We start from the raw sequence: 12,721 nt of genomic DNA on the forward strand, positions 1-12,721 counted from the left end.
CCGGGGCCAGCGCGCCGATGACGGCCTCGAACGTGCGGTAGCAGATGATGGCGCGCGGCCCGCCGCCGGCCGGTGGCCGCGGGTTGAGGAACGAGCCCTCGGGCGCGCTCACCGTGATCGGCTGCAGCGCCCCCTCGTTCATCGGTCCGTAGGGATCGGTCAGGCACTTGACCGCGGCGTACGAGTACGAGCGCGTGTAGTTGATGTAGGAGTTCATGCCCGAGGCCGTCTGCGGGCTCGAGCCCTCGTAATCGATGGTCATCCGGTCGCCGTCCACCGTCACCGTCACCGCCACGCGCAGCGGCTCGGTGCCCGGGCCGCAGTCGTCGAGGAAGTCCTCGAACCGGTAGACGCCGTCGGGCACGGCGCGGATGGCCGTGCGCATGTTGGCCTCGGTGCGCGCGACGATCTCGTCCATCGCCGCCACGAGCGTGGTGCCGCCGTAGCGCTCGGCCAGCTCGGTCAGCCGCAGCTCGCCCACCCGGAGCGCGCTGCGCTGCGCGCGCAGGTCGCCGAGGACCTTGTCCGGCGTGCGCGTGTTCGCGGCGATGATCGCGACGATCCCCTCGTGCTCGCGATACTCCTGCCAGACCTTCGTGGGCGGGATCCGCAGGCCTTCCTGGAAGTAGTCGAAGATCCCCTCGACGGCCTGGCTCCCCGGCCGCGCCCCGCCGACGTCGGTGTGGTGCAGGATGTTGACGGCGAAGCCGATCAGCTCGCCCTGGTGGAACGCGGGCTGCGTGATGAAGAAGTCGGGCAGATGGCCGGAGCCGAGCAGCGGGTCGTTCAGGAGGATCGCGTCGCCGGGCCGAAGGGTCTCGGCGGGATGCGCGGCCAGCGCGTTCTTCACGGCGAAGGACATCGCGCCCATGTGGCCCGGCGAGTACGGACCCTGCGCGACCATGCGACCGCGCGCGTCGAACACCGCGACGGAGAAGTCCTGGCCCTCGCGCGCCTGCTCGGAGTAGGCCGTCTTGTGCACGGTGGTGCCGATCTCCACCGCGATCGATTGGAGCGCGCCCCAGATCACGCCGAGCGTGATCGGGTTGAGCGCGGTCACGCCGCGATCTCCACGATGAGGTTGGCGTACTCGTCGACGCTGGCTGTCGTTCCCGGTGGCAGCACCGACGTCGACTCGCGCTCCTCGACGATGGCGGGGCCGTCGACGCGCGCGCCGGGGGCGAGCGCATAGCGATCGTAGACGGGGCAGTCGGTCCAGCCGCGCGTCTCCGGAAACCACGCGCGCCGCCGGCCCTTCAGCCCGCTCTCCCGCGCGCCGGGCGCGGCCTTCGCGAGGGCCACGCGCGGCGCGCCGCCGACGGCGGCGAGCTTCCACGTGACGGTCTCCACCGGCTCGCTCGGATTCGCGTAGCCGTAGCGCGCGGCATAGATCTCGTCGAAGGCGGCGCGCAGGTGCGCCAGCGCGGCGGCGTCGAGCGGCCCCGCGGGCACCGGCACCGTCAGCTCGTAGCCCTGGCCCACGTACCGCGCGTCGACGGAGCGCACGAGCGCCACGGTGCCCGCCACCGCCGCGTCGCGCACCACGGCGCCCGCCTGCGCGGCCATGTCGTCGTACATCGCCGTGAGCGCGGCGGGATCGAGCGCGTCGAGCCGCCGCACCCAGGTGCGCGCGACGTCGAACTTCACCTCGGCGGCAAGCAGGCCGATGGCGGCGGTCACGCCGGCGGCGGCGGGCAGGATCACGCGCGGCAGCCCGAGGGCCTGGGCGAGCCGGCAGCCGTGCACGGGCCCCGAGCCGCCGAACGCGACGAACGTGAGATCGCGCGGGTCGCGGCCGCGCTCGATCGACACGACGCGCGTGGCGAGCTCCATGTTGGTGTTCACGATGGCGTGGATGCCCCACGCGGCGTCTTCGAGGGCCAGGCCCAGCGGCGCGCCGACCAGTGCGGCGATCGCGCCGCGCGCGGCCTCGACGTCCAGGCGCAGGCTGCCGCCCGCGAAATACTCCGGGTTCAGGTAGCCGAGCGCGAGGTTGGCGTCGGTGACGGTGGGCTCGGTGCCGCCGCGGCCGTAGCAGACGGGGCCCGGCGTCGAGGACGCGCTCTCGGGCCCGACGGCGATGACGCCCAGGCGCGCGCGCGCGATCGACCCGCCGCCGGCCCCGATCTCGACGAGGTCGATGGCCTGGATGTTCATCGGCAATCCACTCCCCGGCGCGTTGTTGACGCGATGGAGCTCGAAGGCCGTCGTCGTGTACGGCCGGCCGCCCTCGATCAAGGCGAGCTTGGCGGTGGTGCCGCCCATGTCGAAGGCGATGAGATCGCGGTGGCCCGTCAGCTCGCCGTACGCCGCCGCCATGAGGGCGCCCGCCGCGGGCCCCGACTCGATCATACGGACGGGATAGCGCTCCATCGCGTCCGCGGTGGCCACGCCGCCGGACGACTGCATGACGAAGAGCCGGCCACGGTAGCCGCGCTGGCCGAGGGCCGTCCCGAGCCCGCGCAGGTAGTCGCGCACCGCCGTCATCACGTAGGCGTTCACCACGGTGGTGGAGGTGCGCTCGTACTCGCGGAAGGTCGGCGAGACCTCGTGCGACATCGTCACGGTCACCTGCGGCGCCTCCTCCCCGACGATCTCGGCCAGGCGCCTCTCGTGGAGGGGGTTCAGGTACGCGTGCAGGAGGCAGATCGCGAGCGTCGTCACGCCGCGCGCGACGAGCTCGCGGACGGCCCGACGGGCGTCCGCCTCGTCGAGCGGGCGCTCCACGGAGCCGTCCGCGAGGATGCGCTCGCTCACCTCGCCGATGCACCGGCGGGGGATCAGCGGCGCGGGTTTCTCGATCTGGAGGTCGTAGACCTGATAGCGCTTCTCGCGCCCGATCAGCAGCACGTCGCGGAACCCGCGCGTGGTGAGCAAGCCGACGCCGCGCGCCTTGCGCTCGATGACGACGTTGCTGCCGAGCGTGGTGCCGTGCACGGCCTGCGCGACGTCGGCCCACGCCACGCCCGCGCCGGCGAGCAGCGCGTCGAGGCCGGCCAGGCACGCGTCGGAGGGATCGGGATACGTGGTGAGGCGCTTGGCGGCCGTCAGCTCCCCGGCGGGCGACTGGAGCACGAAGTCCGTGAACGTGCCGCCCACGTCGAACCCGACCCGGTACGACACGAGGTCAGCTCCGGCGCTCCGCGCGCGCGAGCACGACGCGGTAGGGATAGCGCCGGCCCGTCTGGTACGACACCGCGTGCTCGACCGGCTCGCCGGTCGTCGCGTAGTACGTGCGCTCGAACATGAGCAGCGGCGAGCGCGGCCGCACCTGGAGAAGCTCGGCCACCTGCCGCGGCGCCAGCACCGCGTCGGCCACCTGCTCCAGCGTCTTCACGCGCACGTCGGACTGGCGCTCGATGGCGGCGATGAGCGAGGTCTTGGAGAGGTCCTCGTCGGACAGCGCCAGCGCGATCGGCGTGGGCAGCCACACCGTGACGTGCTGGAACGGGCCGCCCTCGGCGTGGCGGACGCCGACGATGCGCGTGCCCTTGGAGCCGGGGGGCAGGCGCAGCGCCTGGGCGACGTTGGCGGGCACGGGCAGCGTCTCGTGGGAGATCAGCTTGAGCCACGTCTCGTCGCCGAGCGCGATCATGTCGTCGATGGAGCCGATCACGCGCAGCTTGCGGTCGCCGCCCGGGGTGGGCGTGCTGAAGGTGCCGCGGCCGGCGTGACGGTAGAGCAGTCCCTCCTGGACCAGGATGTCGAGCGCCTGGCGGATGGTGGGACGGCTGACCTTGTACTGGGCGCAGAGCTGGTGCTCGGAGGGGATCCGCTCCCCCTCGCCGCGCAGGTGGTGGCGCAGCGCCTCGGCGATCTGGAGGTAGCGCGGAATACCGGAGCGGTAGTTCACCGATTGGCCTCCGCGGTCAGGATGTCTAGACATTTATCACCCGGGAACCTGTCACGTCAAATAACGGCAGGAATAGAGCACCCCGACTTACCCGCGGCGAGGGACCTGGCTAGGGCCGATCCTCGTATCCCCCCATCGAGCTCCAGACCGAGGGGCGGCCGATGACCGGCCCCCACGCCCCTGTCGTCGACGTCCCCGCCTACGCAATCGACCTGCCGATCCTTCCAGACGCGCAGGCGGACGACGGCCTGCTCGACTGGATCGTCCTGGTCCGGCCGGTCTGACCCGGCTCAGCGGCCCTCGCCCGCGTAGGTGTAGAACCCGCGTCCGCTCTTCCGCCCCAGGTGGCCCGCCATCACCATCCGCTTGAGCAGGGGAGGCGGCGCGTAGCGGGGCTCGCGGAACTCCTCGAACATCACCTCGGCGACGTGCATCGCGGTGTCCAGGCCGACCAGATCGAGGAGCGTGAATGGGCCCATGGGATAGCCGCAGCCGAGCTTCATCGCCTGATCGATGTCCTCGAGGGAGCCGAGCCCGCTCTCGTAGAGCCGGACGGCATCGAGCAGGTAAGGCACCAGCAGCCGGTTGACGATGAACGCCGTCGAGTCCTTGGTCTGCACCGGGACCTTGCCGACCGCTCGGATCCACTCGGTCGCCGCCTGCACCGCGGCGTCCTCGGTGAGGATGGTACGCACGACCTCTACGAGCTTCATGAGGGGCACGGGGTTGAAGAAGTGCAGCCCCAGCACCCGTCCCGCGCGCCGGGTGGCGGCCGCCATGGCGGTGACGTTGCAAGAGGACGTATTGCTGGCGAGGATTGCGTGCGGCGGGCAAACCCGGTCGAGCCTGGCGAAGGTCTCGTTCTTGAGCTGCTGGTTCTCGGTGATCGCCTCCACGACGATGTCGCAGTCCTTGAGGTCCTCCAGGCGCGTGGTGCCGCTCAGTCGGCCGAGCGTGTCGTCCTTTCCCCCGGCGTCGAGCTTGCCCTTGGCTACCAGGCCCTCGAGGGTCGTGCGGAGGTTGCCCAGCCCGCGCTGCAGCAGCTCGTCGTTCGCCTCGACGACGGTGGTCCGGAAGCCCGCCTGAGCCGCGACCTGCGCGATGCCCGAACCCATGAGGCCGCATCCGAGAACGCCCACCTGCTTGATGGTCATCGGATCCTCCAGAGACGGCGCGAGGCCCGCGAGCCGGACGTCGCTCGGCGAGCCTCGCGAGATGCGTGATCGGGACGAGCGGAGGCTAATTCCTCGCGCGGCGGCCCGGCAGCGGTGGCGGCTCGTAGTGGGCGGTCCCCGGCGGACACGGGTTCCTCACGGTCACGCTGACGCTGCCGTACTTGACGCTGCCATCCGGCTGCACCACGCCGAGCGACGAGCGGGGTGGCGGTCCCTCGTCCTTGATCGACTGATCGTGAGCCGCCTCCCGCGGCTCGATGGGAGCCGAGAGGATGTTCAGCAGCATCGACGCGCTGACCGGCGTCTTTGCCTCATCGGCGACGGCGGGGCCGACCCCCACGCCGGCGACCATCAGTGCCCCGAGCGCCGCAACCACCTTACGCATGCCAGGCCTCCCCGGTGAGCCTTCCGACCGCCCGCTAAGCGTACACGATCAGCGAGTGCAGCGGGTAGTTCTTGAGCTTTTCCCGGCCGTGCAGGAACGCCAGCTCGATCAGAAACGCCACGCCGACGACGTGCCCGCCGAGCTGCTCGATCAGCCGCAGCGTGGCGGCCATCGTGCCCCCGGTCGCCAGCAGGTCGTCCACCGCGAGGACGCGCTGCCCGGCGCGGATGGCGTCCTCGTGCATCGCCAGCGCGTCGCGCCCGTACTCCAGCTCGTATTCGACCTCGATGGTCTTGGCCGGGAGTTTACCCAGCTTGCGGACCGGCACGAACCCGGACCGCAGCTGGTGGGCCAGCGCGCCGCCGAAGATGAACCCGCGCGATTCGACGGCGACGACCACCTCGACGCGCTCGTTCCGGTATCGCTCGGCGAGCTGATCGATGACGTAACGGAACGCGGGCGCGTCCTTGAGGAGGGTCGTGATGTCCCTGAAGAGGATGCCCTCGGTCGGAAAATCCTTGATGTCCCGGATCTTCGCCCGCAGGTCGGCGACGTTCATCGCCGGTATATTACGGACGTTTGCCGCGCTGCGCAAGACAGCCTCGCGCGTAACGCCGCGTCACCTAACAGTGACACTGACACAACGTCGAGCTGTCAGGGCGTCAACACCAGACCCCTGGCGCATTCGAGCTAACTTGCTGATTTCCTGGCCGCCTGCGCTTTGACCAGGCGTGGCACCCCCTTTGCTCCGATTTACGGCGCCGCCATGGAAGCGCGCACGACCGCCAACAAGCCGGCCCCTGTCAAGATGGTCCACTTCATCGCGGAATTGCTACAGGACCTCCCCATCAGGGGGCGAGTGGTTTCCGTGGAGGTGGAGGACACGGCCTATCTCGTGACCCTCGCCCTGGCCGGGCGCGGGCTCAGCGTCCATCAGCTCTCGGTCTGGGACGTGAGCCGGAGCATGCGCGGAGACCCCAACGCCTTGGCCACGATCCGCGCCGACCTCCTGCGTGGCGTGAGCCAATAGCGGCGGAACGGAGAGAGAACCATGCTGGGTCGGGAAGATGCTCAGCGCTTGCTCCTCCGGGTGTTGAGCGAGTTCGCTCCAGAATGGGAGCTCGTGGGGGAGGTGGCGGAGGTCACCATCCGCGATCCCGAACACTGGCTCTCGGGTATCGGGACCTTCGGGGTCACTCTGCGCCACCGGCGGGCGGGCGGGCTCAAGGTTTTGGGCAGACGAGCCGGTCTGGGCGGGGACGCGACCTACCACCGGGGCATCTCCTTTCTGGTCCTCGAGGCCTACGCGGATCGCAACACCGACCCCATCCGGCGCTATCTCCAAGAAGTCGGCGTGGCGCCGCTCCAGCCGCACCCGCTCTCGATCTTCAAGGCGAGCTGACCTCACGGCTTAGCGGACCCCTCCACAGCCCTCCGGGCTGTAGTGCGTTGCGAAGTGTGAATTCTGCAACCCGCAGCGCCTTGCAGCATCGGCCCTCGAAACTCCCTTCTTTCAACTACTTCCGGAGGCGGCACGGCTCTTGAGTATCCCGAGGGCAGGGAAAGGAGGTACGGCTATGCGTCTCAAGTCAATCGCAGTGATCGCTATCGCTGCCCTGCTCGCGCTCGCCCCGCAAGTGTTTGCGTTCGGCGGCGGCGGTCGTGGCCACGGTGGTGGCGCGGTCGCCGGTACGTTCGACAGCTCGGGGGCGTCGGGCATCGCCACGAACGGTGGCCAAGCCGGATCCGGGTCCGCCCAGGTCGTGACGCCCGAGCCCCTCGTCGGGCTCCTCGTCGGGCTCGGGCTCCTCGGCGCTCGCTACCTCCGTCGGCGATAGCGTTGAGGTCGCGCACGGCCGCCGCCGGTACCCCCGGCGGCGTTCGTGTTTTCAGGCGCCCGCAGCCTCCGTCAGGTGAGCGGCCGGTCCGGCAGCTCACCCATATCTCTGACGACGAGGGCCGCCTCCGGGGCGGCCCCGAGCGGCTCAGCGGGCTTCAAGCTCGGCGATCACGTCGGGCAGCCGCCCCAGCCGGGGGATGACCGCATCCGGCCCCGGTCGGCCGGGCGCGCGCGGGACCGCGCTCGTCACCTGGATCACCCGCATGCCCGCCGCGCGCGCGCCCTGCACGTCGAGGACCGTATCGTCGCCGACGTGGACGGCCGTCTCGGGCTCCCCGCCGACGGCGCGGAGGGTGAGCGCGAAGATCGCGGGATCCGGCTTGCGGACCCCGACCTCGTCCGAAAACGTGGTGTGCGCGAAGCAATCGAGCAGGCCGTACCGGGCCAGGAGCTTCCGGAGCGTGGCGCCGGGCGTGCGCATCGTGTTCGAGACGACGGCGAGGGTGTAGCCCCGCTCGCGGAGCGTCTCCACGGCGCCCCGGGCGCCGCCGTCCACCGCCGGCGGCACCAGCAGGGCCGGTCGCGCGTACGCCTCCACCAGCGCCGCCATCACCGAGGCGGGCAGCCGGTCGGCCAGCGTCGGCCCGGCGGCGGCCAGGAGCGCGCGCACGTGCTCCTGGACCGGGACGTCGCGATGGGTGCTCCAGATGCGGCCCAGGTAGGCCCCGGACTCGTCGTAGCCGCGATCGAGCGCGGCGCGGGGAACCGGCTCGCCCGCAGAGGCCAGGATGTTCTCGAACGCGGCCAGGCGGGTGCGCTTGTAGCGATCGTCGCTGGAGGGGCCGTCGTGGAGCAGCGTGCCCCAGAAGTCGAACGTGATCGTGCGGATCTTCAGGGCGCGCCCTCGAACTTCGGCGCCCGCTTCTCGAGGAACGCGGACGCTCCCTCGGCCGGCTCGCCCGTCGCGTAGGCCATGGCGAAGGCGTTGATGCCGTAACGGATGGCGCTGGCGAGGTCGGCGTAGCGCCAGCGCAGCATCAGCTCCTTCTGGAGGCGGATCGCCGTGGTCCCGCCGGCCAGGATGTAAGCGACCATCTCGTCGACGGCCGCGCGCAGGCGCCCGGCCTGCACCACGCGGTTGACCAGCCCCCACTCGAGCGCGCGCTCCGCGGCGATCGCCTCCCCCGTGAGCAGCATCTCCCCTGCGCGCCCGGGCCCGACCAACGCCGGAAGCAGCGCCGCCTCGATGACCGCGGGCACCCCCACTCGCACCTCCGGCAGACCGAGCGGGGCCCCCGCCACCGCCAGGCGCAGGTCGCACGCCAGCGCCAGCTCGAAGCCCGCGCCCAGGCTCGGCCCGTTCACCGCGGCGATGACGGGGAACGGCGCATGGTGGACCGTCTCGATCGCCTCGTGGAGCGCCGTGATCAGCGCCCTGGCCCCCGGGACGTCGAGCGTGCGCAGGACGCGAACGTCCATCCCCGCGCTGAAGGCGCGGCCACTGCCCGTGAGCACCGCCACCCGCACCCCGGGGTCGCGGGCCAGCGCCCCGAACGTCTCGCGAACAGCGTGGATGAGCGCGGGCTCGAGCAGGTTGAGCGGCGGCCGGGCGAGCGTGCACCAGACGACCGCGCCCGCCCGCTCGACGCGCACCGGTGCCTCGTCCATCAGTACCGCCGCATGCCGGGATCGACGGCGCGCGCCCAGTGGTCGAGTCCGCCCATGAGGTTCTTCACGTTCCCGAAGCCCAGGCCGCGCAGATAATGGGCCACGGCGGCGCTCCGCACCCCCTGATGACAGTAGACGACGATCTCGTCGGCGGGGTTCAGCTCGTCGGTTCGGAACTCGATCTCCTCGATGGGGATGTGGACGGCATTCGGGAGGCGGCAGAGCTTCGTCTCCCAGTCCTGCCGCACGTCGACCAGGACCGGCGCGGCCTGGGCGTCGATTCGCGCTTTCAGCTCCTGGGGGGTGATCTCGTCCACGACCGAGGCGCTCCGTTCAGCGTGGCGCGGGGCGGGCCACCAGGAACTCGGCCAGCCACTCGTTGACCGTCTGCGCGTGCTCGATCTGCGGGAAGTGCCCGCAGGCGTCGATCCAGCGCACTTCCGCCCGGGCCAGCCCGCCCGCGACCTCCGCGCAATGCGCGGCTGGAATCACGAGGTCTTGCCGCCCGTGGATCGCCAGAACCGGAATGTCGAGCGAGGCCAGCGCGCGCCGGTATTCGGTCCGGTACCGCTCGAAGTCGCGGCGCGCCGCCCGCAGCGTGGCCAGATACGCGGCGCGGGCGTCCCAGCCCGTCCGCGCCCCGTAGCCGCACTCCACCAGGAACGCGATCTCGTCCGGCGCGGGGCGATAGAAGCAGCGCGCCAGGGCCGCGCGGTACACGGGCGCGCACCCGCAGAGCGCCAGCGCCTCGCCGATACCGCGGAGCGCCAGCAGGCGGTACACCCGCGACGGCCGATAACCAAAGCCGGGCACGAGCCCGCCGACGAGCGCCACCCGGTCCACGCGCGCGGGATGGGTGAGCGCATAGGTCAGCACGAAGGCGCCGCCCAGGGAATGGCCGACCAGCGAGGCGTGGTGCACGCCCAGCGCCTCGAGAAAGCCGTGGAGCGCCGCGGCGAAGAAGGCCAGGTTGTACTGGGCGAAGGGCTTCGCCGAGCGTCCGAAGCCGGGGAGATCGACGGCATAGACGGTGGCCCGCTGGGCCAGGGCGTCGAAGTTGTGCCGCCACGACTCCGCGAAGCCGCCCAGACCGTGGACCAGCACCACGGCCGGGCCGCGCCCTTCCACCACGTAGTGGAGGGCAAGCCCGTCGAGCCGTCCTCCCAGCAGCCGAAGCTCGGGCATGAGGCCTGAATTCTATCAGGTCTGGGCGTCGAGGAACTGGCTGAGCGCGCGACGGAATGGAAAGATGCTGAAGATGCCTCCGGTGTGGATGAAGCAGACCCGCCGCCCGAAGGCGCCAGGCTCGCGGCGCAGCGCATCGAGCAGACCGTAGAAGGCCTTGGCCGTGTAGACCGGGTCCAGAACGATGCCCTCCGTTCGCGCGACCCGGACCACCGTCTCCAGCGCGGCCTGTCGCACCTCGGCGCGGCCTCCGCCCTGGTAGCCGTCGATCAGGCGGATGGTGTCGGGGACCTCCACGTCCAGGCTGTAGCGGCCGCGCGCCCGCTTGATCACGTCGGTCACGTAGGCCCGCACCCGCTCCGCCTCCCACGCAATCGGGATGGATACGATCTGGCCACGGAGACCGGTGAGCTGCTTGGCCATCAGGAGCCCGGCGTGACTGCCGCCGCTGAACGCGGTGATCGCCACCGTATCGAAGTCGGGCGCGCCCTGGCGGATCTGCTGCGCCAGCTCCTGCCCGCAGCTGAGGTACCCGAGCGCGCCGGTGACCGTGGCTCCGCTCTCGGGGATCACGTACGGGGTGCGGCCCTGCGCGCGCACGCGCGCCTCGAGGTCGGCCAGCACCTGGTCGATCTTGTCCCATTCGGCGTCGTCGCAATAGCGGATCTCGGCGCCCAGCAGCCGATCGAGCAGGAGATTGCCGTCGTACTCGTCGGGCGGCCCCCCCTTGAGCGCGAGGATCGCCTTCAGGCCCAGGCGGGCGGCCACCGCGGACACGGCCCGACAACAGTTGGACTGGAGCGTCCCGCAGGTGATGAGCGTATCGGCCCGCTGGGCCAGGGCCTCGCCCACCAGGAACTCGAGCTTTCGGATCTTGTTGCCGCTCTCCAGCAGCCCGGTGAGGTCGTCGCGCTTGACCCACAGCTCCAGGCCCAGCTCGCGCGACAGGCGCTCGAGCTTGAGAATCGGCGTGGGACCCAGCGCCAGCTCCACGCGGGGGATCGGGGGCGCCGCTGTGGCCATCGAATCCACTATCTCAGGCCCGCCCCTCCAGTGGCAAGCTTCTCTGTCCGAGCGGCGCCACCACGGGCTGACCGAGCAGCCGCTTCATCAAGAGCGCGTTCATCACCGGGTAATTCCGGTTGTTGTTGTTGAACGAAATGAAGACCTGCTCGGCCTCGCGCTCGAGCGCCTCCACCTCCGGCAGCAGCGCCCGCAGCTCGTCCTCGCTATAGAGGTAGTCGTACTTCTCGCGCACCGCCGGCTCCTGACCGCGGAGCTGCTTGAGCCAGCCCTCGGCGTGGCGGCCGTGCAGGCGAAACACGGCGGTCGGTGCGGTCACCGTCGCCACGCGCGGAACGGCGTTGGCCACCACCGGCGCGTCCACGACGACGTGGGCCAGCCGCGCCGAGCCCAACATGCCGAGCGTATCGGCGGCGTGATCGGGGAACCAGGACCGGTCGCGGAACTCCACCGCGATCGTCCATCCGGGCAGGCGCTCGGGGAGCGACGCCAGGTAGTCGAGCCGCGCGTGGCTGAAGCGCACCCACGGCGCGAGCTGGAAGAGCACGTAGCCCAGCTTGCCGGAGTCCGCCAGCGGGGCGAGCGCCGCGCGGAACAAGCGGAACGCCTCATCGAGGGCTGCAGGCGGAAACGCCGAGGCGTCCACCTCGCCGCGCCGCGTCCGGGTTGCGGTCGGCGCCAGCAGCCGTCGGATCTCGGCCGGCAGCGACTGCGGCCGCGGGTGGTGGCCCGTCATGAGCGCGTAGGCCTTCACGTGGAAGATGAAGTCGGGCGGCGTCCGTTCCACCCACCGTCTCACGGTCAGGACGTCGGGGATGGCGTAGTAGGCGGAGTTGACCTCGACGACGTCGAAGACGCTCGCGTAGTAGCGCAGGCGCGCCTCCGCGCTCATCGACTTCTGCGGATAGAACGACCCGTCCTCGATGAGCGCGGGGTCGGCCCAGGAGCAGATGCCGACGCGGGCGCGCGGCTTGCCGGGAGCGGTCCGCCCCTGAGCCACGCCTCAGGAGAGGCTAGGTCCTGTCGAGCAGGCGATAGAGGTCCTCGGGCTCGACCGGCTTGACCAGATGGGCGTCGAACCCGTTCTCCAGGGCCCGCTGCCGGTCGTTCGGCTGGCCGTAGCCGGTGATGGCGACCAGCACCATGCGCTTGCCCTCGGGGGTGGCGCGCAGTCGCCGCGCCACCTCGTAACCGTCCAGGCCCGGGATGCCGATGTCGACGAGCACGATTTCCGGCCGCGACTTCAGGGCCATCGCCACCGCCTCGACGCCATCGCCGGCCACCTCGACGCGATGCCCCTGGACCTCCAGCAGGCAGCGGACCGCCTCCCGGGCGTCCTCGTAGTCCTCGACGACCAGCACGTGGCGCGACACAAGCACCACGTTACGGGCGACGGGCCGTCGAGGCAACCCCTGAAAAAAATTTGCCCGCCCGCGCGATCTTTCAGGGGACCGGCTAGTGCCGTTCCAACTATTCGCGCCTAGGAAGGCACCGTGTACGTCGTTCGTGGACAGATTTAGTATCAACAAGTTGGAACGGCACTAGTGCCGTTCCAACTATTCGCGCCTAGGAAGGCACCGTGTACGTCGTTC

At 70.8% G+C, this 12,721-nt stretch carries 17 protein-coding genes; 4 read left to right on the plus strand and 13 right to left on the minus strand.

Features of this window, described 5'->3' with window-relative positions:
- The 3 genes from VGV13_08575 to VGV13_08585 form a co-directional block, all read right to left on the minus strand.
- Positions 1–1,060 (minus strand): hydantoinase B/oxoprolinase family protein (locus VGV13_08575; GenBank protein ID HEV8641137.1); only part of this gene is annotated, 1,060 nt, incomplete at its 3' end.
- Positions 1,057–3,123 carry a hydantoinase/oxoprolinase family protein gene (locus tag VGV13_08580; protein ID HEV8641138.1) on the minus strand — a complete coding sequence of 689 codons (2,067 nt, stop codon included), beginning with the start codon at positions 3,121–3,123 and terminating at the stop codon, positions 1,057–1,059. The genes VGV13_08580 and VGV13_08575, both read right to left, overlap by 4 nt.
- Positions 3,124–3,127: 4 nt before the next feature.
- Positions 3,128–3,853 (minus strand): GntR family transcriptional regulator, encoded by a 726-nt coding sequence (locus VGV13_08585; GenBank protein ID HEV8641139.1) that lies wholly within the window; start codon positions 3,851–3,853, stop codon positions 3,128–3,130.
- A gap of 161 nt (positions 3,854–4,014) precedes the next feature.
- Between VGV13_08585 and VGV13_08590 the strand changes: the two genes are divergently transcribed.
- Positions 4,015–4,137, plus strand: a complete 123-nt coding sequence (locus VGV13_08590; GenBank protein HEV8641140.1) for a hypothetical protein — start codon at positions 4,015–4,017, stop codon at positions 4,135–4,137.
- Positions 4,138–4,143: 6 nt separating this feature from the next.
- On the opposite strand, the gene VGV13_08595 is transcribed toward VGV13_08590, so the two are convergent.
- From VGV13_08595 to VGV13_08605, 3 genes are all read right to left on the minus strand, one after another.
- Positions 4,144–5,007: a 3-hydroxybutyryl-CoA dehydrogenase gene (locus VGV13_08595; GenBank protein HEV8641141.1), complete on the minus strand. Its 864-nt coding sequence runs from the start codon at positions 5,005–5,007 to the stop codon at positions 4,144–4,146.
- 85 nt (positions 5,008–5,092) lie between these two features.
- Positions 5,093–5,413 (minus strand): hypothetical protein, encoded by a 321-nt coding sequence (locus tag VGV13_08600; protein HEV8641142.1) that lies wholly within the window; start codon positions 5,411–5,413, stop codon positions 5,093–5,095.
- Between the two features lie 34 nt (positions 5,414–5,447).
- Positions 5,448–5,972 (minus strand): adenine phosphoribosyltransferase, encoded by a 525-nt coding sequence (locus tag VGV13_08605; protein HEV8641143.1) that lies wholly within the window; start codon positions 5,970–5,972, stop codon positions 5,448–5,450.
- 207 nt (positions 5,973–6,179) lie between these two features.
- Between VGV13_08605 and VGV13_08610 the strand changes: the two genes are divergently transcribed.
- The 3 genes from VGV13_08610 (at position 6,180) to VGV13_08620 (ending at position 7,251) form a co-directional block, all read left to right on the plus strand.
- Positions 6,180–6,443, plus strand: a complete 264-nt coding sequence (locus tag VGV13_08610; GenBank protein ID HEV8641144.1) for a hypothetical protein — start codon at positions 6,180–6,182, stop codon at positions 6,441–6,443.
- Positions 6,444–6,464: 21 nt separating this feature from the next.
- Complete coding sequence (locus VGV13_08615) at positions 6,465–6,815, plus strand: hypothetical protein (protein ID HEV8641145.1); 351 nt, start codon at positions 6,465–6,467, stop codon at positions 6,813–6,815.
- A gap of 175 nt (positions 6,816–6,990) precedes the next feature.
- Positions 6,991–7,251, plus strand: a complete 261-nt coding sequence (locus VGV13_08620; GenBank protein HEV8641146.1) for a hypothetical protein — start codon at positions 6,991–6,993, stop codon at positions 7,249–7,251.
- A gap of 147 nt (positions 7,252–7,398) precedes the next feature.
- Here the strand turns inward: VGV13_08620 and VGV13_08625 are convergent, their stop codons facing one another.
- Genes VGV13_08625 through VGV13_08655 form a run of 7 tightly spaced genes read right to left on the minus strand, consistent with a single transcriptional unit; the run spans position 7,399 to position 12,502 of the window.
- Positions 7,399–8,148 (minus strand): HAD family hydrolase, encoded by a 750-nt coding sequence (locus VGV13_08625; protein HEV8641147.1) that lies wholly within the window; start codon positions 8,146–8,148, stop codon positions 7,399–7,401.
- Positions 8,145–8,921 carry an enoyl-CoA hydratase-related protein gene (locus VGV13_08630; GenBank protein HEV8641148.1) on the minus strand — a complete coding sequence of 259 codons (777 nt, stop codon included), beginning with the start codon at positions 8,919–8,921 and terminating at the stop codon, positions 8,145–8,147. The genes VGV13_08625 and VGV13_08630 overlap by 4 nt, the downstream gene beginning before the upstream one ends.
- Entirely contained in the window at positions 8,921–9,238 is a 318-nt protein-coding gene (locus VGV13_08635; protein HEV8641149.1) for a rhodanese-like domain-containing protein, read from the minus strand. Before VGV13_08635 ends, VGV13_08630 begins: the two co-directional genes overlap by 1 nt.
- Before the next feature lie 16 nt (positions 9,239–9,254).
- A complete protein-coding gene (locus VGV13_08640; GenBank protein HEV8641150.1) occupies positions 9,255–10,106 on the minus strand; it encodes an alpha/beta fold hydrolase in 852 nt (283 codons plus the stop codon).
- A gap of 15 nt (positions 10,107–10,121) precedes the next feature.
- Entirely contained in the window at positions 10,122–11,129 is a 1,008-nt protein-coding gene (locus VGV13_08645; GenBank protein HEV8641151.1) for a D-cysteine desulfhydrase family protein, read from the minus strand.
- A 13-nt stretch (positions 11,130–11,142) separates the two neighbouring features.
- A complete protein-coding gene (locus VGV13_08650; GenBank protein HEV8641152.1) occupies positions 11,143–12,129 on the minus strand; it encodes a DUF72 domain-containing protein in 987 nt (328 codons plus the stop codon).
- Between the two features lie 13 nt (positions 12,130–12,142).
- A complete protein-coding gene (locus VGV13_08655) occupies positions 12,143–12,502 on the minus strand; it encodes a response regulator (GenBank protein HEV8641153.1) in 360 nt (119 codons plus the stop codon).
- Between the last annotated feature and the right edge of the window lie 219 nt (positions 12,503–12,721).

The sequence above is a fragment of the Candidatus Methylomirabilota bacterium genome, assembly GCA_036001065.1.
Lineage (GTDB): Bacteria > Methylomirabilota > Methylomirabilia > Rokubacteriales > CSP1-6 > MNEF01.